This window comes from Pseudoalteromonas sp. APC 3694 (genome assembly GCF_030407565.1).
Lineage (GTDB): Bacteria > Pseudomonadota > Gammaproteobacteria > Enterobacterales > Alteromonadaceae > Pseudoalteromonas > Pseudoalteromonas tetraodonis.
Window position 1 is genome coordinate 1 of record NZ_JASDDE010000014.1, and the last position, 20,185, is coordinate 20,185.

The 20,185-nt window shown below is 41.2% G+C and carries 16 protein-coding genes and 1 pseudogene; 12 read left to right on the plus strand and 5 right to left on the minus strand.

Going from position 1 to position 20,185, the window contains the following annotated elements; all coding sequences use genetic code 11:
• Positions 1-66: 66 nt before the first annotated feature.
• From gpmM to QMA00_RS07150, 4 genes are all read left to right on the plus strand, one after another.
• Positions 67-1,611, plus strand: a complete 1,545-nt coding sequence (gene gpmM / locus QMA00_RS07135) for a 2,3-bisphosphoglycerate-independent phosphoglycerate mutase (RefSeq protein WP_076921893.1) — start codon at positions 67-69, stop codon at positions 1,609-1,611.
• 3 nt (positions 1,612-1,614) lie between these two features.
• A complete protein-coding gene (locus QMA00_RS07140) occupies positions 1,615-2,754 on the plus strand; it encodes a peptidoglycan DD-metalloendopeptidase family protein (protein ID WP_058155283.1) in 1,140 nt (379 codons plus the stop codon).
• Positions 2,755-2,787: 33 nt separating this feature from the next.
• On the plus strand, positions 2,788-4,053 hold the full coding sequence (locus QMA00_RS07145) for a S41 family peptidase (RefSeq protein WP_076921892.1): 1,266 nt from the start codon (positions 2,788-2,790) through the stop codon (positions 4,051-4,053).
• A gap of 67 nt (positions 4,054-4,120) precedes the next feature.
• Positions 4,121-4,873: a divergent polysaccharide deacetylase family protein gene (locus QMA00_RS07150; RefSeq protein ID WP_076921891.1), complete on the plus strand. Its 753-nt coding sequence runs from the start codon at positions 4,121-4,123 to the stop codon at positions 4,871-4,873.
• 58 nt (positions 4,874-4,931) lie between these two features.
• On the opposite strand, the pseudogene QMA00_RS07155 reads toward QMA00_RS07150, so the two are convergent.
• The 5 genes and pseudogenes from QMA00_RS07155 to ftsY form a co-directional block, all read right to left on the minus strand.
• A pseudogene (locus QMA00_RS07155) lies at positions 4,932-6,802 on the minus strand (methyl-accepting chemotaxis protein).
• 328 nt (positions 6,803-7,130) lie between these two features.
• Entirely contained in the window at positions 7,131-7,994 is an 864-nt protein-coding gene (gene rpoH / locus QMA00_RS07160) for an RNA polymerase sigma factor RpoH (protein WP_013465954.1), read from the minus strand.
• Positions 7,995-8,236: 242 nt separating this feature from the next.
• The gene (gene ftsX / locus QMA00_RS07165; RefSeq protein WP_036980252.1) at positions 8,237-9,223 is read right to left on the minus strand and encodes a permease-like cell division protein FtsX; all 987 of its coding nucleotides are present in this window, start codon (positions 9,221-9,223) and stop codon (positions 8,237-8,239) included.
• Entirely contained in the window at positions 9,220-9,897 is a 678-nt protein-coding gene (gene ftsE, locus QMA00_RS07170) for a cell division ATP-binding protein FtsE (protein WP_076921890.1), read from the minus strand. Before ftsE ends, ftsX begins: the two co-directional genes overlap by 4 nt.
• An 86-nt stretch (positions 9,898-9,983) precedes the next feature.
• Positions 9,984-12,038 carry a signal recognition particle-docking protein FtsY gene (gene ftsY, locus QMA00_RS07175; protein ID WP_290156634.1) on the minus strand — a complete coding sequence of 685 codons (2,055 nt, stop codon included), beginning with the start codon at positions 12,036-12,038 and terminating at the stop codon, positions 9,984-9,986.
• A gap of 204 nt (positions 12,039-12,242) precedes the next feature.
• Between ftsY and rsmD the strand changes: the two genes are divergently transcribed.
• From rsmD to fis, 8 genes are all read left to right on the plus strand, one after another.
• Positions 12,243-12,848 carry a 16S rRNA (guanine(966)-N(2))-methyltransferase RsmD gene (gene rsmD, locus QMA00_RS07180; RefSeq protein ID WP_076921888.1) on the plus strand — a complete coding sequence of 202 codons (606 nt, stop codon included), beginning with the start codon at positions 12,243-12,245 and terminating at the stop codon, positions 12,846-12,848.
• A gap of 145 nt (positions 12,849-12,993) precedes the next feature.
• Positions 12,994-13,209, plus strand: a complete 216-nt coding sequence (gene rpsU, locus QMA00_RS07185) for a 30S ribosomal protein S21 (RefSeq protein ID WP_002957797.1) — start codon at positions 12,994-12,996, stop codon at positions 13,207-13,209.
• Positions 13,210-13,228: 19 nt separating this feature from the next.
• The gene (locus tag QMA00_RS07190; protein WP_076921887.1) at positions 13,229-13,675 is read left to right on the plus strand and encodes a GatB/YqeY domain-containing protein; all 447 of its coding nucleotides are present in this window, start codon (positions 13,229-13,231) and stop codon (positions 13,673-13,675) included.
• A 168-nt stretch (positions 13,676-13,843) separates the two neighbouring features.
• The gene (gene dnaG, locus QMA00_RS07195; protein ID WP_076921886.1) at positions 13,844-15,595 is read left to right on the plus strand and encodes a DNA primase; all 1,752 of its coding nucleotides are present in this window, start codon (positions 13,844-13,846) and stop codon (positions 15,593-15,595) included.
• 124 nt (positions 15,596-15,719) lie between these two features.
• The gene (gene rpoD / locus QMA00_RS07200) at positions 15,720-17,564 is read left to right on the plus strand and encodes an RNA polymerase sigma factor RpoD (protein ID WP_076921885.1); all 1,845 of its coding nucleotides are present in this window, start codon (positions 15,720-15,722) and stop codon (positions 17,562-17,564) included.
• A gap of 71 nt (positions 17,565-17,635) precedes the next feature.
• Positions 17,636-18,517, plus strand: coding sequence for a 50S ribosomal protein L11 methyltransferase (gene prmA / locus QMA00_RS07205; RefSeq protein ID WP_008114871.1), 882 nt, complete (start codon positions 17,636-17,638; stop codon positions 18,515-18,517).
• 282 nt (positions 18,518-18,799) lie between these two features.
• Complete coding sequence (dusB, locus tag QMA00_RS07210) at positions 18,800-19,771, plus strand: tRNA dihydrouridine synthase DusB (RefSeq protein WP_175610039.1); 972 nt, start codon at positions 18,800-18,802, stop codon at positions 19,769-19,771.
• A 19-nt stretch (positions 19,772-19,790) separates the two neighbouring features.
• Positions 19,791-20,081, plus strand: coding sequence for a DNA-binding transcriptional regulator Fis (gene fis, locus QMA00_RS07215; protein ID WP_002957804.1), 291 nt, complete (start codon positions 19,791-19,793; stop codon positions 20,079-20,081).
• Positions 20,082-20,185 lie beyond the last annotated feature (104 nt).

Here is a 20,185-nt window from a genome sequence, read left to right on the forward strand (position 1 = left end):
TTAAACCGCCCCTAGTTTGAACAAATTTTAATCCGCAAAGGTCAACAGACCCTAATAGGAGTGACTATGACAGAGCATAAAAAACCACTGGTATTAATGATTTTAGATGGCTGGGGATACAGAGAAGATGAGCAAAGCAATGCTATTTTAGCTGCTAACACCCCTGTATTAGATGAGCTTTGGGCCACACGTCCTCATACATTAATTTCAGCATCGGGTTTAGATGTGGGTCTTCCTGGTGGTCAAATGGGTAATTCTGAGGTTGGCCATGTTAATTTAGGCGCAGGCCGTATTGTGTATCAAGATTTTACTCGCATCACCAAAGCCATTGATGATGGAGAATTTGATACAACCCCTGCACTTGTTGAAAACATTGATAAAGCCGTTCATGCCAACAAAGCTGTACACATTATGGGACTGTTAAGTCCAGGTGGCGTGCATAGCCACGAAGATCATATTGTTGCCAGTATACAACTGGCTGCAAAACGCGGCGCTAAAGAGGTGTACTTTCATGCCTTTTTAGATGGACGCGATACACCACCGCGTAGTGCTAAAGCGTCTATTGAGCGTATAGAAGCCTTATTTAGCGAACTTAAATGTGGCCGTTTAGCCTCACTAATTGGCCGTTACTATGCCATGGACAGAGACAACCGCTGGAACCGTGTTGAAAAAGCCTATAATTTAATCACCTTAGGTGAAGGCGATTTTGATTATGAAGAAGGCGTAAGTGCACTAAATGCCGCTTATGAGCGCGATGAAAATGACGAATTTGTAGCAGCCAGCACGATCACTCCTAAAGGCAGCGAATCTGTAAAAGTAAATGATGGCGACACCATTATATTTGCAAACTTTAGAGCAGACCGCGCACGCGAAATAACCCGCGCCTTTGTAGAACCAGGCTTTGACGGCTTTAATAAGAAAAAATCGCCTGAGCTTAGCGGCTTTGTGATGATGACTGAATACGCAGCCGATATAGATGCGCCTGTTGCTTTTGGCCCCACACCGCTTAATAACGTACTTGGCGAATGGTTTGAAAAACAAGGTAAAACTCAACTGCGTATTTCTGAAACTGAAAAATATGCTCATGTTACCTTTTTCTTCAGTGGTGGACGAGAAGATGAGTTTGACGGCGAAACTCGCGAGCTGATCCCATCTCCTCAAGTAGCAACGTATGATTTACAGCCAGAAATGAACTCAAAAATGCTTACCGATAAGCTAGTAGAAGCAATAAAAAGTGGAAAATACGATGCCATTATTTGTAACTACCCTAATGGCGACATGGTCGGTCACTCAGGTGTATTTGAGGCTGCAGTTAAAGCCTGTGAGGCAGTAGATAACTGTATTGGCCGTGTAGTGGATGCATTGAAAGAATATGGCGGCGAAGCACTTATTACCGCCGATCATGGCAATGCAGAGCAAATGGCAAACCTTAAAACAGGCCAAGCGCACACAGCACATACCAGTGAGCCCGTGCCGTTTATTTATGTAGGTCGCGATGCGCAAGCTTATTCAGGTAAAGCCTTGAGCGATGTTGCCCCAACCATGCTGCATTTAATGGGGTTAGAGCAACCTGCAGAAATGACAGGGTCGCCAATTATGGTGTTGAAATAACCTATGAAAAAAAGCGCATACCGCGTCATTGCGTGTATCTGTGTACTGCATTCATTAGTCACTGGCGTTGCCGTGGCTAATGAAGATCGTACTAAAAAAGACCTATCCCAAGTTCAAGTGGCTTTAGAGCAAAGCCAAGCTGAATATCAACAACAGCAAAAAGAAATAGCTAAACAGCAGCAAAAGCTAAAAGCACATGAACTCGCTATAGCGAAAAACGCTAAAGCACTCAATATGGCTGAGCAATCTGTTAAAAAAACACAACAACAGCAAGCAGAGCAACAACAACGCGCGGTAAAGCTTGAAAAACAACAAGCCCAATTTCAGCGTGTGTTAGCAGCACAGTTAAAAAGTGCTTATATGGCAGGTAGTGATGACTATTCAAAAATGCTGCTTAACCAAGAAGATACCGCTAAATTTGAACGTACGCTTAGCTATTACAACTACTTAAATAAAGCCCGCATAAAGCAGCTTGATGAACTTAAAGCGCTGCAAATAGAAATTGCGAAAAACCAAGCTGAGCTTGAAAAAACAAAAGAAAAGCTAGTTGCTTTATTTGATGAACAAAAAAGGCGACAAGCAGCGCTTCTTGACGCTAAAAATGAGCGCCAAGCCAGCCTAAAAAATCTAAAAAAGCAGTTAAATAAAACAAAAAATTCAATTAGTTACTTAGAAGAGAACGAACAAACGCTGATCGCAACTATTAAAGAACTTGAAGAAGAAAAAACCACAAAAATTGAGCTATTGGGCCTAAATAAAAATAAAGGAAGATTAAGCTGGCCGAGTAAAGGCAAACTAACGCACAAGTTTGGCCAACGTAAGCACGGCGGAATTAACTGGAAAGGCGTGTTAATTTCTGCTGCAGAGGGCACTTCAGTAAATAGCATTCATAACGGTCAGGTGGTATTTGCAGATTGGTTAAAAGGTTACGGCTGGGTGATTGTTGTGGACCACGGAGAAGGCTTTATGAGCTTATACGGGCATGCACAAACCTTACTCAAAGATGTGGGTGATATGGTCAGAGAGGGTGAAAGTGTTGCTTTAGTTGGGCAAAGCGGTGGACAAGCCGATTCTGGTCTATACTTTGAAATACGCCACAAAGGGCGTGCTGTTAATCCCATAAAATGGTGCAGACGTATTTAATCTTAAAATAACTGCATCCTAGTAGAGGCAGTTATGATAAACACACACATTTGCCAAAAAAAAGTATCGCAAGCAAAACCAATGTTTTGGTTTTGTTTGCAGTTATTTTTTTTATTGGCACTTTTTGGCTTTATAAATAATGCTCATGCCAGTTCGGTCAAAGATTTAGAAAGCCAAAAAATAAATGAAATACTGTTTAATATCCATACCTACTACGTTGATGATTTGGCACTGCATAACAGTGAATACATTGAATACAACACCTCTCAATTTGAACGCTTATACTCTAAACTCGATCCCTACTCTAAATATTTAGATAAAAATGAGCTAAATGCGTTATTTGATAATACCAATGGTCGCTATACTGGCTTAGGCATTGAGGTCAAAAATATTGAGCAGCGCACCACGATTGTTAAAGTAATTAATAATTCGCCTGCTAAACAAGTCGGCCTGCGAGCTGGCGATATTATTACAGCAGTTAATAATCAGCAGATTAAAAATAGTCCTATTGATATAGTCGCGCAGCAAATTAAAGACAGCCCCAACAATAAAGTACAACTAAGTATTATCCGAAATAACAATCTAACACCGCTTATATTTAACCTCAGCAGAAAACAAATAAAACTGGCCAGTGTAACTAAGCAACTACTTGATGCGGGTAGCGGTTATATTGCTATAAATACCTTTTCAAACCACACCTTGCATGAAGTTGCCTTACAAATAGCCGCTATGCAAAACCATTACGGCCACGCATTAAAAGGCTTAATTATTGATTTACGAGACAACCCTGGCGGGACTTTAAAAAGCGCGGTTGCTGTGGCAGATCTCTTTTTACAAGATGGTCTAATAGTAACGACCAAAGGGCGCTTTTATGATTCTAATCAGTCGTTTTACGCTAAACGCGGCGATATTTTAAAAGGCGCACCTATTGTTGTACTGATTAACGAAAACTCAGCCTCTGCAGCAGAAATACTGGCTGCAGCACTAAAAGAAAATATGCGTGCAAAAATAGTGGGGAGTCAGTCATTTGGCAAAGGGTCGGTACAATCACTCATTCCATTAGGCGATGGTGATACCGCCTTAAAACTAACTACCGCACGTTACTTTACGCCATCAGGTGAATCGATTGAAGGGATTGGCGTGACCCCGAATGTGGCGATTAATCAAACAACGCTTCCACAAACAAATAAAGCCGTTATAATAAAAAATGAACAATTAGAACATAACTCCGTTTTTAACGCTGAAGAATTAGCCGATATCCAGTTAGTAAAAGCAAAACAGCTACTTAGCATGCACTAAATTCGGTAAATTATTTTAAACACGACAAAGATAATAAAAATTATAAAACGTGAAAACTATAAATTTAATGGTGTTAGCTGGGCTGTTTTTAGCCTTATTTGCAACATCGAGTGCTGTTAAAGCCAAGCAAATAGCCATAGTGATCGATGACATAGGTTATCATCAACGTGATTTAGAATTCCTGAGTTTACCTGGGCAGTTGTCCTATTCAATATTGCCCCACACCCCCTATTCTCAAATATTTGCAACCCTTGCTAGTCAGTCAAATAAAGAGCTCCTGTTGCATGTTCCTATGCAGGCTTTAAATGATAAAAAACTCGGGCCTGGTGCGCTCACTTTAAATATGGATAAAGCACAACTTCAACAAACGCTCGGGAATGCGCTGGCCAGTTTACCGCAAGTTAAAGGAGTTAATAACCATATGGGCTCTGCGCTGACTCAACAAAGCCAAGCAATGAAGTGGACCATGGAAGTACTTAAAAAACGCCAGCTGTATTTTCTTGATAGCCGTACAACTGAATTAAGCCAAGCTCAGAATGCAGCCAACTTTTTGGGAGTGGAAAATATTAGCCGACATGTATTTTTAGACAATATAACGACCACAGAGCAACTACAATTAAGATTAGAAGAGCTAAAATCAAAAGCAACTAAGTATCAATTTGCCATTGCAATAGCGCATCCCTATCCCGAAACCATCGATTTTTTACGCCACGCTTTGCCGCAATTAAGTAAGCAAGGATTTGAACTGGTGCCAGTATCGCAACTGGTCGAACGTAAATATGTACAAATAGCCCAACAACAAGCTATTTCCTTAAACTGATGGGGTAAGTAAACACCCTACCCCGTCAGTTAATTTAACTCACTTAAACGCATTATATTTATAAAATAAACGTCGCTACTTTGGCATTTAAATCTGTAGCTCTGTCTTTTAATACTTCAGCTTGGCTTAAATGCGCAGTTGCTGAGGTAGTAATTTCATCGGTTACATCTTTAATGGCGACCGTATTTCTAGTAATTTCATTAGTCACTTGCGTTTGCTCTTCTGCTGCAACCGCTATTTGACCTGCCATATCAGAAATTTCATTCACTGCTAAGGTGATTTCCTCTAGTGCATGAGCTGCTGCATTAACATCATCCACACTATTGTTAGCATACCCCTTACTGCTGTCCATCAAGCTCACTGCTTTTTTAGTGGTGTTTTGTAAGGTTTCTATGGTGGTGTAAATTTCTGCTGTGGAGTTTTGCGTTCTTCTTGATAGTACACGCACCTCATCGGCAACCACTGCAAAGCCACGCCCTTGTTCACCAGCACGGGCAGCCTCTATTGCGGCATTGAGTGCTAAGAGATTTGTTTGCTCAGCAATTTCTTGAATGGTAGTCAAAATACTCGATATAGCCTGAGCATGTAAGCTTAGTTCGCCAATGACGGTGGTTGTTTGGTCTATTTCACCCGCAAGTGAATTAATCGTGTTTCTGGTTTTATCAACTAACAGCTTACCTTCACGGCTACTTTGCGCTGACTGCTGTGATGCCGTCGCGGTATTTTCGGCATTAGCAGCAATCTCATGGGTTGCACTCGCCATTTCTGTGACCGCAGTGGCAACCATCGCCACTTCTTGCTGCTGACGCTGCAACTCACTGACACTGTTTTGATTGGTGATTAAGCTTTTCTCTGCATCAAAATCTAAATCAGTAGCTAACTGGCGAATATGGCTTATAAGCTCATGCTGGCTGCTTACAAAGCGATTAAAACTATCAGCCAGTACCCCAACTTCATCTTGTGTATCAACACTAATACGCTGGGTCAAATCACCGTTACCATCAGCAATTGTTGATAAAGCTTGCGACACTCGGCTCAAAGGAGCGAGCAATACACCCAATAACCATGAAATAGCCAACACACTCAGTAAAAGTGCTACTGCAACCAGCACTAATTGGGTCAGCAATAAACTAATAAGCGGAGCCTCTAAAGTTTGTTTATCCAATACAAACAACAACTGCCAATTGGTATTATTTATATTTTCACCCCAAACAAGCTTCTCTCGGCCTTCATCTTTAAAATAAAGGGGAGTAAATTCACCGTTTTGACTATTAGATAAAATGAATTGGTGATTTATTTTCGAGTCAATATGCGTAATATCTGCCATTACTTTTTTAGTGTCTTTATAGGCAATCACAGTGCCATCTTGATGCATCATGATGGCATACCCATTTGCCGGTAAAGACATAGTATTAACATCATTAACTAAAGACTCAATCGATAAATCACCCGCTACCACGCCACGTTGTGTGGTTTTAGCAATAGAAACAACCAACTGATTAAACGCAGTATCTAAATAAGGTTTGGTAATTACGGCGCCATTTTTCAGCTGGCTTGTTTATACCATGGACGAGTGCGCGGGTCGTAGCCGGTTCGATCAATACTTGGATCAGAGTCAGTCATTTTCCCGATACTATCTCCAAAGTAAGTTAATTGAAAACCACCCGACACTTTGGCTTGCTGTAATGCGCTGAGCGTATTGCCCTCAACCTTACTCGCAACTGACTCTATGATCTGCTGACGACTAGCTAGCCAATCTTCAATACTCGCAGCTTGTTGCTTACCAGACTGACTTACATTATCAATACTGCTTTTTAACAGTAACGCTTTTTGAGAGGTGTAGCTATTCCACGATAGCAATACAATAATAACGGCTAGGGCAAGAACCACCGATAGCAAGATCTTTTTCTTTAGTGAATATGAGTTCATATTGAGTGTAAATACTCGCGTTAAATGAAATTGAAAGGCAATAAGCACAGCAATTAATAATTTAATTTAGGCTACGGTTTGAACGACAAGTCGCTCAGGTGCGCGAATATTTTCATATACCCAAATTAAAAACAAACTAAAATCATATATTTAAATTAAAACCAAACTTATTCATTAACTTGAACTAGGGTATATTTAATTAAAAGATATACAGATGTGACTAGAGGTAAGCAAAATAAGAAAAACGATACTTTTTGTTAACCTCTTTTTTTTAACTAAAAAAAAGCCCCGCATTTTCATGCAGGGCTTTATAACTTTTTAAGTACGATTAACTCATCGCGCTTTGTAATTTTTTCATTGCTGTTTTTTCCAGCTGGCGAACACGCTCTGCTGATACGCTGTATTTTTCAGCCAACTCTTGCAGTGTTGCTTTATCATCTGACAACCAGCGTGCGCTAACGATATCTTGAGAACGCTCATCGAGGGTTTTCAAAGCGCTAAATAATCGCGTATGCGACTGCTCTTGCCATTGTTGCTGCTCAATATCATCGGCTAAGTCAGCAGAACCATCCGTTAAGTATTGCACTGGTGAGTAAGTACTGGTTGGCGCATCGTCGTTATCGTCGCCCGTTAAGTCAAAGCCCATGTCTTGGCCGCTCATACGCGATTCCATTTCACGCACTTCTTTTTCACTCACACCTAGCTCGCTCGCTACTGTGCTAACTTCAGCTTGATTAAACCAGCCTAAACGTTTTTTGTTTTTACGAAGATTAAAAAACAGTTTACGTTGCGCTTTGGTTGTCGCAACTTTTACGATACGCCAGTTTTTAAGCACAAACTCATGAATTTCGGCTTTGATCCAATGAACCGCAAATGAAACCAAACGTACACCCACTGATGGGTCAAAACGTTTTACTGCCTTCATCAGTCCAATGTTACCCTCTTGAATTAAATCAGCTTGTGGTAACCCGTAACCCGAGTAGCTTTTAGCTATGTGCGCTACAAAGCGCAAATGCGACATAATGAGTTGCTTTGCAGCACTAAGATCGCCTTCTTCCTGAAGTTTTTTTGCAAGTTCCTGCTCTTGCTCAACTTTAAGCATAGGAATAGTACTAACAGCTTGAAGATAGCCATCCATACTTGCGCTTTGTTGCCCAACTGTAAGTGCCATTGCGTATAAATCTTTACTCATTTTTCACCTCGGTGATAAACATTTGAAACCATCTTAGCACTCTTTTAGTAAGAGTGCTAACTTGAATTTAAAACTTTTTTGAATCATAAATCAAGTGGTTTTTTTAGTGTTAAGTCAGTCTACACTAAGCGACTGAATAACCTATGAATTGATTTAGCCAAAGCAAAGATTAATCTTTTTGCTTTGGCTTTTTTATAATTTTAAACTTAAAACATGACAGTTTTAAGAATTATATTAGTGCCCTAAACCTTATCGGGTTCTATTTCTGAGATGTAACGGTTAACCGATAAGTAAGAACCAATAAAGCCTAAGCTAGTGGCCAACAATACCAACGCGCCAAATTCATTAAGGCTAAGCCCTATTAGCGTAAAGCTGGTTTGATATACCCCTGCAACACTGCTTACTGCAGCAGATAGCCACCACATCATTAATGCTACACAAATAAAGGCAAACAATCCGCCTATCACGCCATACCAAATGCCAGTCCATAAAAAGGGGGCATGAATAAAGGTATTAGTTGCCCCTACGAGCTTCATTACCTGTATTTCTTCTTTTTTATCCATAATAGATAAACGAATTGTGTTGCCTATAATAAGCGTCACTGAGGTAAGTAATAATAGCGCAATCGTAATTACACTTTCTTTTAGTAAACTGAGTAATGCATTTAAACGTTCAAGCCAAGCAATATCAAGCTTACCAAAATCAACTTCGCGTTCACCTTCAAGTTTTTTAAGCAATAGCTTAGCCGCATTAGGTTGGCTATGTCGCTGGGTTGGTGTAACTAAAACCACATTCGGTAATGGGTTACTATCTAGGTATTCTAAAGCCTGACCAAACCCAGACATTTCTTTAAATTCATCCAAAGCCTCAGTGCGAGAAATAAAAGTCACACGTTGTATTTCAGGATATAGCGCTAAGCGTTTAACTAGAGTTTGCGTTTCTTGCTCGCTCATATCCTCTTTTACAAACAAGGATATTTCGCTGGCTTGCTCAAAACCACTACTCACTTGCTGCACATTTTTAACCACTAAATATAACGTTGCGGGCAACGTTAAACTCAAACCCAGTACAGCAATGGTCATCATAGAGGCTAATGGCGTGCGCCACATTTCCCCAAGACTGTACACACCTTGGCGAAAAATATTAATAATGAAAAAGTAACCGCCAGAGAATACGGATTTTTTTTGTTTATCATTACTATTTTGACGGCTTTTGAACAGTAAACTCATAATACACCCTCAGCCAGTGGATCTTGGCTCATCCGCCCATCATGAAGCGTTAAGCTACGATACTTCATTCGTGATACTAACCCCAAGTCATGGGTGGCAATTAAAACCGTGGTGCCATGCTTATTAAAGTCTTCGAACAGGCGTAATATTTCCATTGATAACTCAGGATCAAGGTTACCGGTAGGTTCATCAGCTAATAGTATAGGAGGAGAATTAACAATGGCTCGTGCAATCCCTACACGTTGCTGCTCACCGCCAGAGAGCGTGGAGGGATGACAGCGTACTTTATCTAACAAGCCCACTTTATCGAGCGCGCCATGCACACGCTTGGCAATTTGCTTGTGGTGAGTCCCTTCAATAATTAAGGGCAAAGCAACGTTATCGAACACCGTGTATCGTTCTAATAGACGATGATTTTGAAAAATAATACCAATGTCGCGGCGTGCATACGGAATTTGTCGTGAATTTAACTTATTTAAATCCACGCCATTGATAAACACATTGCCCGCAGAAGGGCGTTCCATCATGCTAATAAGCTTTAAAAGTGTACTTTTACCGGCACCACTGTGGCCCGTTAAAAAAGCCAGTTCGCCTGATTTTATATGAAAACTCACTTTTTCAAGCGCGCGATGACCACCGGCATAGGTTTTACTTACTTGCTGAAAATTTATCATTTTTTTATTATGCCAACCTCATTAAACGTCCTAACGCAATTGGTATTCCTTGCAATTAAAAAGGGAGCAGGCTCCCTTTTGGTAAATTAAACGTCGTCCTCATCTTGGCTAAATAGCGCGTCAATAAAGTCATCGCTCTTGAAGGTGCGTAAATCATCAATACTTTCACCTACGCCAATGTAACGAATAGGAATATTAAACTTATCAGCAACGGCAAAAATAACCCCGCCTTTAGCGGTGCCATCAAGCTTTGATAGTGTGATACCCGTTAGGCCTACACATTGGTTAAATAAGTTTACTTGGCTAATAGCATTTTGGCCTGTGCCAGCATCAATTGTCAGCATCACTTCATGCGGTGCATCTGGGTCTACTTTTTTCATCACACGGGCTATTTTTTCAAGCTCTTGCATTAAGTTATCTTTATTTTGCAAGCGCCCTGCTGTATCGGCAATTAACACATCAACATTACGCGCTTTAGCGGCTTGAAAGGCATCAAATACCACTGAGGCGCTATCAGCACCAGTGTGCTGAGCTATAACAGGAATACTATTACGCTCACCCCAAACTTGAAGCTGCTCTACTGCTGCGGCTCTAAATGTATCACCGGCAGCAAGCATTACCGATTTACCTTGGTTTTGAAATTGTTTCGCCATTTTACCAATGGTGGTGGTTTTACCTACGCCGTTTACACCTACCATAAGGATAACGAAAGGTTTTTTGTCTGCTGGTATTTCTAAAGGCTGCTCTGCTGTTTTCAGCATAGTTGCCATTTCTTGCTTCATTAACTCATAAAGCGCATCACCATCTTTAAGCTGCTTGCGATCAGCGGCGTCGGTCAGGTTATCGATTAGCTTCATGGTGGTATCAACACCAAGATCGGCTGTGAGTAACTGAGTCTCTAATTCTTCAAATAACTCATCGTCAATTTTTTTACCGCTGAAAATTGAGGCAAAGCCAGAACCAATATTAACGCGTGTTTTCAGTAAGCCTTTTTTGAGGCGAGAGAAAAAACCTTCTTTTTTAGGTTTTTCCGCTTTTATAGCTTCTTCCTTTGCAAGCTCTGCGGTCAGTCGCTCTTGCTCTAGGCGTTCAGACTCCTCTTCAGCAGCCAGACGCTCTTGTTCTAAACGCTCGTTCTCAGCTTGCTCTGCTGCAATGCGCTGTTGCTCTAAACGCTCATGCTCAGCTTGCTCTGCTGCAATACGCTGTTGTTCTAAACGCTCATTCTCAGCTTGCTCTGCTGCAATACGCTGTTGCTCTAAGCGCTCATTCTCAGCTTGCTCTGCTGCTATGCGTTGTTGTTCTAAGCGCTCATGCTCAGCTTGCTCTGCTGCAATACGCTGTTGTTCTAAGCGCTCATTCTCAGCTTGCTCTGCTGCAAGACGCTGTTGTTCTAAGCGCTCATTCTCAGCTTGATCTGCTGCAATACGCTGTTGCTCTAAACGCTCATGCTCAGCTTGTTCAGCCGCGATACGCTCTTGCTCTAACAACATTTTCGCTTCTTGTTCAGCTAAACGTTTAGCTTGCTCTTGTCTTTGCTGCTCTGCATCCGCCTGTTGTTTAGCTAATAGCTCAGCGTTAGCTTGTTCAATCGCTCGTTTTTCTGCCTCCGCCGCGCGTTGTGCTTGCGCCTGTTTTTCTTGTTCTAAACGTTCAGCTTCTGCTTTTTCTGCTGCAATGCGCTCTTGCTCTAACTGCATTTGCGCTTCTTGTTCTGCTAAACGTTTGGCTTGCTCTTGTCTTTGTTGCTCTGCATCTGCCTGCTGTTTAGCTAATAGCTCTGCGTTAGCGTGTTCAATCGCTTGTTTTTCTGCTGCCGCTGCACGCTGTGCTTGCGCCTGTTTCTCTTGCTCTAAACGCTCTGCCTCAGCTTGCTCTGCCGCTAAACGTTCTTGCTCAGCTTTTTCAGCTTGCTCTTGTGCTAAACGATCTTGTTCAGCTGCAATTCGGGCTTGTTCTATACGCTCGGCTTCTGCTTCAGCTTGTAAGCGCTCTGCCTCAGCTTGCTCTGCAGCTAAACGCTCTTGTTCGGCTTTTTCTGCCTGCTCTTTTGCTAATGCTTGTTGTTTATCAGCTTCTGCTTGTTTTTTATCTGACTTGCCAAAACCGAGCCACGACATGAATTTACTTTTTTTTGCCATACTTGCTAATAACCACTTATAAAAATCTGATAAACTAACGATAATGATAGCGTGCTTTTAAGCCTAAATAATTGCTTTTAGCAACACGTTATCCTCGAGGGTGCATAATAGTAACACTTTTAGCGCAGTTGAAAAATGACACGCCGTGATATGATTGCAATATTATCTGAGCTAGATCATAGATACCAATTTTTAGTGAGTTAAATGAGAAAAAAAACCACACAAAATAACACCACTCATAAATCAGCTGATGGGGTTATTAGAATCATTAGCGGCCAATTTCGCGGTCGAAAACTGCCAGTAAAAGATGTTCAAGGTCTGCGTCCTACAACCGACCGAATTAAAGAAACGGTGTTTAATTGGTTGATGCACGATACCCGCGATGCGCAAACTCTCGATTGCTTTGCCGGTTCCGGTGGATTGGGATTTGAAGCATTGTCGCGTTTTGCAAAACACACCACATTCATAGAGCTTGATTCACAAGCAGCAAAACAATTAGAGCAAAACATTGCGACGCTTGATGCACAAAACGCGCAAGTCGTTAATACTAATACACTGACGTTTTTAGAGAGAAAAAACACCAGTGACACATTTAATTTGGTTTTTATTGACCCGCCATTTCGCAAAAATTTAGCTCAATCATGCTGTGATTTATTGGAAAATAATCAATGGCTCGACCCCGAAGCATTGATATATGTTGAAGTAGAAACCGAGCTAACCTCGTTCAAAGCACCTAATAACTGGTTGTTAATTAAAGAGAAAAAGGCAGGTCAGGTTTTTTGTAGGCTGTACCAACGCCATATAAATTAACACTGTTTTAGCTGCTGTGTTTCTGTTAATATTATCCTTTACATGTGGTGTTGCTTCGGATTACAATACCGCACCATTTTTGAACCACTTGATCAATGTTTGATCAACTTGAGCAACGCTCATAATTTAGGTAGGTGAATTTTTAATGCCAGTAATTAAAGTAAGAGAGAACGAACCGTTTGACGTAGCACTTCGTCGCTTCAAGCGTTCATGTGAAAAAGCAGGTATCCTTTCAGAAGTTCGTCGTCGCGAGCACTATGAAAAACCAACAGCTGAGCGTAAGCGTAAAAAAGCAGCTGCTGTTAAACGTCACATGAAAAAACTTTCTCGTGATAACGCTCGTCGCGTTAAATTATACTAATATATTAGGTCTTGTATAAATGAGCCTTTTAATAACGCTAAAAGATGCGCAAAAAGATGCGATGAGAGCCAAAGACAAACAACGTCTTAACCCTATTCGTATGGTACTTGCTGCAATCAAGCAACGTGAAATTGACGAGCAAATAACACTAGACGACGCAGGTATTACCTCCGTTATAGTGAAGCTTGTTAAACAACGTCGCGACTCTTACACTCAGTACAAAGATGCTGGGCGTGATGATTTAGCTGATATTGAAGCCAATGAAATTACAGCACTTGAAGCTTTTTTACCTCAACAATTGAGTGAAAAAGAAATTATTGCTCTCATTGACGCGGCTATTGCTGATACTAACGCAGCAGGTATGCAAGACATGGGTAAAGTAATGGGTATAATCAAAAGCAAAGCCGAAGGTCGTGCCGATATGGGCAAAATCTCAGGTTTAATTAAGCAACGATTAACTGCCTAATACCCCCCCACATACATTTAGTATGATTGAAGTAAACCGAGCCTTGAGCTCGGTTTCTTCGTTTAGAGATTTAGTACTTCAAAAAATTATGCATTTGTGTTCAAATCTTTGCGTATTATAATTCGTTTTCATCACTTTTCTATTTATCTTAGGGCTGTACTTTAAACAATGGCTGGAAAGATCCCACGCAACTTTATCGATGATTTATTGGCACGAACCGATATTGTCGACCTGATTGACTCAAAGGTAGGGTTGAAAAAAGCGGGCAAAGACTATCAAGCTTGCTGTCCTTTTCATAATGAGAAGTCGCCTTCATTTACCGTATCGCAAGATAAACAGTTTTATCATTGCTTTGGCTGTGGCGCTAACGGCAATGCTATTTCTTTTGTAATGGAGTATGACAAACTCGAGTTTGTTGATGCAATTGAGGAACTAGCCAGTTTACTTAACCTTAACGTTCCTCGCAAACAAGGGAGCAGTAATGGACCAGAGCGCACAGCGGCACAAAAACGTTCAGACTATGATCTAATGCTGCATGCAGCACGCTTTTATCAACATCAGTTAAAACATCACAGTAACTCTGAAGCGGTAATCGATTACGTTAAAGGTCGCGGCTTAAGCGGTGCAACCGTTAAAAAGTTTATGATAGGTTATGCGCCCAGCGAATGGGAAGGGCTCTGCCAACAACTTGGGCGAAACCAAGAACAAAAAGAACAATTAGTTGAGCTTAAACTCGCATCTGAGAAAACCCCAGGCAAACAGTTCGACTTTTTCCGTGATCGCTTAATGTTTCCAATTCGTGATAAACGCGGCCGCGTTATTGCTTTTGGTGGGCGAGTAATGCAAGCCGATCAAGGGCCTAAATATTTAAACTCTCCGGAGACGCGCATATTTCATAAGGGCTTTGAACTCTATGGCCTTTATGAAGCTAAGCAAGCACACAAGAAGCTTGACCATGTACTGATTGTTGAAGGCTACATGGACGTAGTAGCGCTGGCAGAACAAGGTATTGAATATGCCGTAGCAGCCCTTGGTACAGCGACAACCAGCGAGCACATGCACACTTTATTTAGAACCACAGATAAAGTTATTTGTTGTTACGATGGTGACCGTGCAGGTAAAGATGCTGCGTGGCGCGCACTCGAAAATGCGTTGCCTTACTTAAACGATGGCAAAGCACTGCATTTTGTATTTTTACCCGATGGTGAAGACCCTGATTCACTCGTACAACAAGAAGGTAAAGCAGCTTTTGAGCAACGCCTTGAAAACGCAGATGACTTCACTAAAGTGCTGTTTAATAAACTAAGTAAAGAGATTGATTTAACACTAGATTCCGGTAAGGCTAAGTTACTCAGTGCGGCACTGCCCCTGATTGAAAAGATCCCAAGTGAGTTTTACCAAGAAAATATCCTAGAGCAACTTGGGCGATTGATTGGCCGTACCCGTGAGCAACTCAATAATCACTTAAAAACGCCAAAACAGCAGCAAGCAATTGAACGAAAATTTAAAATTACACCCATGCGCCAAGCAATAGGGATTTTAATTCAGCACCCTAACTTGGCTAAAAGTGTGCCCTATTTACCCGATTTAGCTCAAATGAATATTGCAGGTATTGGCTTATTATTGCGACTACAACATCAAGCATTACAAAAAGATGGCATTACCACCGCACAAATTCTTGAATCATTTCGGGGCACCGATGACTACGAGCCATTAACTAAGTTAGCGACATGGCAACATCAAATAAATGAAGAGCGTTTAGAGACTGTTTTTCAAAATACTTTTAAATTTATTGAAGATCAGTGTTTAAATTATCGACTAGAGACCCTATTAATAAAAGACAAGACACAGGGCCTAAATAGCGACGAACGACTAGAATGTCATTTACTAATGACAGCGTTAAAAGCAACGAACAGCTAGTCAGATTTGATTTAGGCTGTTATACTGTGCTATTCACTGCGTCACATTATTCTGGTTAGCCTTTGAGCAAACTCCATGATGGCGCCTGTTGTATCAACTTATCAGAGTGGAAGAAACAATCTCTATGGATCCAACTCCTCAGTCACAATTAAAACTTCTGATTCAAAAAGGTAAAGAGCAAGGTTACTTAACTTTTGCAGAAGTTAATGATCACCTTCCACAAGATATTATCGACTCAGATCAAGTAGAAGATATCATTAGCATGATTAATGACATGGGTATCAAGGTTAGCGAAAACGCGCCTGATGCCGATGAATTAATGATGCAAGAAACCACGACAGACGAAGACGCAGCGGAAGCTGCCGCTGCAGCCCTTGCTACTGTAGAAAAAGAAATTGGCCGTACAACTGACCCTGTTCGCATGTATATGCGTGAAATGGGTACTGTTGAACTTCTTACCCGTGAAGGCGAAATTGTTATCGCTAAGCGTATTGAAGAAGGCATTAACCAAGTTCAAATTTCGGTTGCTGAATACCCTGAAGCGATCACTTACCTACTTGAACAGTGGGATAAGTTTGAAGCAGAAGAGATGCGTCTTAGCGATATTATCTCTGGCTTTTTCGATCCTGATGCAGAAGAAGCACCACCTATTGCTGCCACCAACATTGGTTCTGAATTAAGTGAAAAACAGCTTGATGATAGCGACGATGATGACGATGACAGCGATGATGAAGACGAAGAAGAAGTAGATACAGGTCCAGATCCTGAAGAAGCGCGCATCCATTTCGAAAATTTACGTAATTTATACACCAAAGCACGTGAAACATTCGATAAGAAAGGTCGCTCTCATCCAGAGTCTCAAGCCGCTATTTTAGAAATTGGTGAGTTGTTCAGAACCTTTAAACTTGTGCCTAAACAGTTTGATCGCATGGTTAATAACATGCGTGAAATGATGGACCGAGTTCGCGTTCAAGAACGTCTTATCATGAAGCATGCAGTACAAGTTTCAAAGCTGCCAAAGAAAACCTTTGTTAAGCATTTTGCAAACAACGAAACTGACACAGCATGGCTTGATATTGAAATTGCAGCAAACGAAAAGCATTCAGCTAAACTTGAAGAAGTTAAGCCTGAAATACTTCGTTGTATTAGCAAACTTACTTCAATGGAAGAAAGCACTGGCTTAAGCATTGAACGTATTAAAGATATAAACCGTCGCATGAGTATTGGTGAAGCGAAAGCGCGCCGTGCTAAAAAAGAGATGGTAGAAGCAAACTTACGTCTTGTAATTTCAATCGCTAAAAAATACACCAACCGTGGTTTACAGTTCTTAGATTTAATCCAAGAAGGTAACATTGGTCTGATGAAAGCGGTTGATAAGTTTGAATACCGTCGTGGTTATAAGTTTTCAACTTATGCTACGTGGTGGATCCGTCAAGCAATTACGCGCTCTATTGCTGACCAAGCAAGAACAATCCGTATTCCAGTACATATGATTGAAACGATCAATAAATTGAACCGTATTTCACGTCAAATGTTACAAGAAATGGGTCGTGAGCCAAATCCAGAAGAATTAGCTGAACGCATGATGATGCCTGAGGATAAAATCCGTAAGGTACTTAAGATTGCAAAAGAGCCAATTTCAATGGAAACACCAATTGGTGATGATGAAGATTCGCACTTAGGCGACTTCATCGAAGATACCACTATTGATTCGCCAATCGATTCGGCAACAATGGAGTCTCTTCGTGGCGCAACTAACGACGTGCTCGCTGGCTTAACAGCCCGTGAAGCGAAAGTACTACGTATGCGTTTTGGTATTGATATGAATACCGACCACACGTTAGAAGAAGTAGGTAAACAGTTTGACGTAACACGTGAACGTATTCGTCAAATTGAGGCGAAGGCACTGCGTAAATTACGTCACCCTTCTCGCTCTGATTTACTGAAAAGCTTTTTAGACGCTAAATAATCTAGCGTTACATTATAAGTTAATTTAAAAGGCCGCTGTAGCGGCCTTTTTTCTATTTCAAGGAAATAAACATGGCTTGGATCCAAATCCGTATCAATGCCAATGCTGCAACCGCTGATGCAGTAAGTGACCTATTAATGGAAGCAGGCAGTGCTTCTGTTACTTTTATTGATGCTAAAGACACGCCTATCTATGAGCCTAAAATTGGCACTGTTGTATTTTGGGCTGACACCACAGTAATTGGCTTGTTCGAAGCTAATCACGATATGAACGCAGTGGTTGCGTTATTAAAACGCCATGATGAGCTAAAAGACAATTTAGTTTACAAAATTGAGCAACTCGAAGATAAAGACTGGGAACGTGAGTGGATGGATAATTTTCACCCTATTCAATTTGGCGAAAAACTCTGGATTTGTCCTAGCTGGCGCGACATTCCAGACCCAGACGCAGTCAATGTACTACTTGATCCAGGTCTTGCTTTTGGTACTGGCACACACGCCACCACGGCACTGTGTTTAAAATGGTTAGAAAGCCAAGACTTAACTGGTAAAACCGTGGTCGATTTTGGCTGTGGCTCAGGCATATTGGGTATTGCAGCAATAAAATTAGGTGCTGAGCGCATGATTGGGATAGACATTGACCCACAAGCGCTGGAAGCAAGCCTTGATAATGCTAATCGCAATGGTGTTGCTGACAAGCTTGAAGTGTACCTGCCAGAAAACCAACCTGAGTTTACTGCTGACATTGTGGTGGCAAATATTTTAGCGCAACCACTGCGTGAGCTTCATAGTGTTATTTTAGGATTATTAAAGCCAGGCGGTAAAATTGCCATGTCTGGCATTTTAGAAGAACAAGCACAATCGGTTGCTGACATATACGCGCCCTTTATTGAGCTCGATGAAATTGCCATTGAAGGCGATTGGACCCGAGTAAGTGGCATTAAAAAAGCGTAATAGTGCGTTATTAAAAAATTTAGAGTATTAACTCAAAAGTCGTATCTAAAGCCTGTATTTAACAGGCTTTACTATTTTTTTACATAATAAAAAATAAAGATTTTTTATTATAAAAGTAACAGCCGTTCAAAATTCACACAAATAAACCGCTTCGTCATACGGTTATCAAATGTCAATACGGAAAGAGCAAAAAAAAGTCACTTTTGTTCAATTTATAGCCTTTGATTTTTGCATAAAAAGCCGTAAACTTAGCGCCCCTTGAAAAGAGGCCTATTGAATATCGTGCGTATCGGTTCATACCAACTTGAGAATAATGTCATTGTCGCGCCTATGGCGGGCATAACGGACAGACCATTTAGACAGCTATGTCGTCGTTTAGGCGCTGGCCTTGCTGTGTCTGAAATGCTGTCGTCTAATCCGAAGGTTTGGAAAACCGAAAAGTCGATGAACCGAATGGATCATTCTGGTGAGTCGGGTATACGTGCGGTGCAAATTGCAGGAGCAGACCCTGAGCTTATGGCACAGGCCGCACAATTCAATGTTGCAAACGGTGCACAGATCATAGATATCAATATGGGGTGCCCAGCAAAAAAAGTGAATAAGAAACTTGCAGGCTCAGCCTTATTACAGTTTCCAGAACTCGTGGAAGAGATTATTGATGCCGTAGTAAACGCGGTTGATATACCTGTAACACTTAAAATCCGTACCGGATGGGATCAGGACAACCGTAATGGTGTAGAGATTGCAAGAGTAGCTGAACGTTATGGCATTGCATCACTGGCTGTACATGGGCGCACGCGCGCATGTATGTATAAAGGTGATGCTGAGTACGCCACAATTAGGGATATAAAACGTTCAGTGTCGATACCTGTCGTTGCTAATGGTGATATTACATCACCTGAAAAAGCAAAGCAGGTTTTGGACTATACGGGTGCAGATGCCATTATGATTGGTCGAGCCGCCCAAGGTCGCCCTTGGATATTTAGGGAGATAGACCACTATTTGCGAACTGGTGAACATATGCAGCCACCTGCTATAGCAGAGGTGCGCAGTATTTTAATGGAGCATTTAACTAACCTCCATGTGTTTTACGGTGAGCCAATGGGAGCACGAATCGCTCGCAAACATGTATCTTGGTATTTGCAAACCCATGACAGTGACGGTCAGTTTAGGCGAGTATTTAATGCGCTCGACAATTCAGAGGCACAGGTCGTCGCATTAGAGCAATACTTTAAAACACTAGCAGCTAACTAAGAAAGAAAGAGACTTTATAATGTTCGAACAAAACGTGACTTCTCCATTTATCACTAACCCTCATGTTCAGTCACACGAGAAACCGCAGCCATTGCGTGATGCAGTGAAAAAAGCTGTTCACCACTACTTAAAGCAGCTTAACGGTCAAGATGTGCAAGACGTTTACGACCTTGTTCTTTCTGAGCTAGAAGCGCCATTGCTTGAAGAAGTAATGACTTACACACGTGGCAATCAAACTCGTGCGGCAATTTTACTAGGTATCAACCGTGGTACTTTACGTAAAAAGCTTAAAAAATACGGTATGAACTAATACCAGCTATATTGAAACCGTAATCATTCTAACGAGCTAAATAAGCCCCTAACTGCGTTAAAAATTTTTTATGTAGAATAACTACACAGCAAAATTTTTGCCTT

Excerpts from the sequence above, each read along its gene's own strand:
- fis (WP_002957804.1), top strand. The coding sequence starts at position 19,791 with ATGTTCGAACAAAACGTGACTTCTCCATTTATCACTAACCCTCATGTT.
- ftsY (WP_290156634.1), bottom strand. The coding sequence starts at position 12,038 with ATGGCAAAAAAAAGTAAATTCATGTCGTGGCTCGGTTTTGGCAAGTCA.
- rpoH (WP_013465954.1), bottom strand. The coding sequence starts at position 7,994 with ATGAGTAAAGATTTATACGCAATGGCACTTACAGTTGGGCAACAAAGC.
- ftsE (WP_076921890.1), bottom strand. The coding sequence starts at position 9,897 with ATGATAAATTTTCAGCAAGTAAGTAAAACCTATGCCGGTGGTCATCGC.
- prmA (WP_008114871.1), top strand. The coding sequence starts at position 17,636 with ATGGCTTGGATCCAAATCCGTATCAATGCCAATGCTGCAACCGCTGAT.
- QMA00_RS07190 (WP_076921887.1), top strand. The coding sequence starts at position 13,229 with ATGAGCCTTTTAATAACGCTAAAAGATGCGCAAAAAGATGCGATGAGA.
- rsmD (WP_076921888.1), top strand. The coding sequence starts at position 12,243 with ATGAGAAAAAAAACCACACAAAATAACACCACTCATAAATCAGCTGAT.
- QMA00_RS07150 (WP_076921891.1), top strand. The coding sequence starts at position 4,121 with ATGGTGTTAGCTGGGCTGTTTTTAGCCTTATTTGCAACATCGAGTGCT.
- gpmM (WP_076921893.1), top strand. The coding sequence starts at position 67 with ATGACAGAGCATAAAAAACCACTGGTATTAATGATTTTAGATGGCTGG.
- QMA00_RS07145 (WP_076921892.1), top strand. The coding sequence starts at position 2,788 with ATGATAAACACACACATTTGCCAAAAAAAAGTATCGCAAGCAAAACCA.
- rpsU (WP_002957797.1), top strand. The coding sequence starts at position 12,994 with ATGCCAGTAATTAAAGTAAGAGAGAACGAACCGTTTGACGTAGCACTT.
- ftsX (WP_036980252.1), bottom strand. The coding sequence starts at position 9,223 with ATGAGTTTACTGTTCAAAAGCCGTCAAAATAGTAATGATAAACAAAAA.
- QMA00_RS07140 (WP_058155283.1), top strand. The coding sequence starts at position 1,615 with ATGAAAAAAAGCGCATACCGCGTCATTGCGTGTATCTGTGTACTGCAT.
- dnaG (WP_076921886.1), top strand. The coding sequence starts at position 13,844 with ATGGCTGGAAAGATCCCACGCAACTTTATCGATGATTTATTGGCACGA.
- rpoD (WP_076921885.1), top strand. The coding sequence starts at position 15,720 with ATGGATCCAACTCCTCAGTCACAATTAAAACTTCTGATTCAAAAAGGT.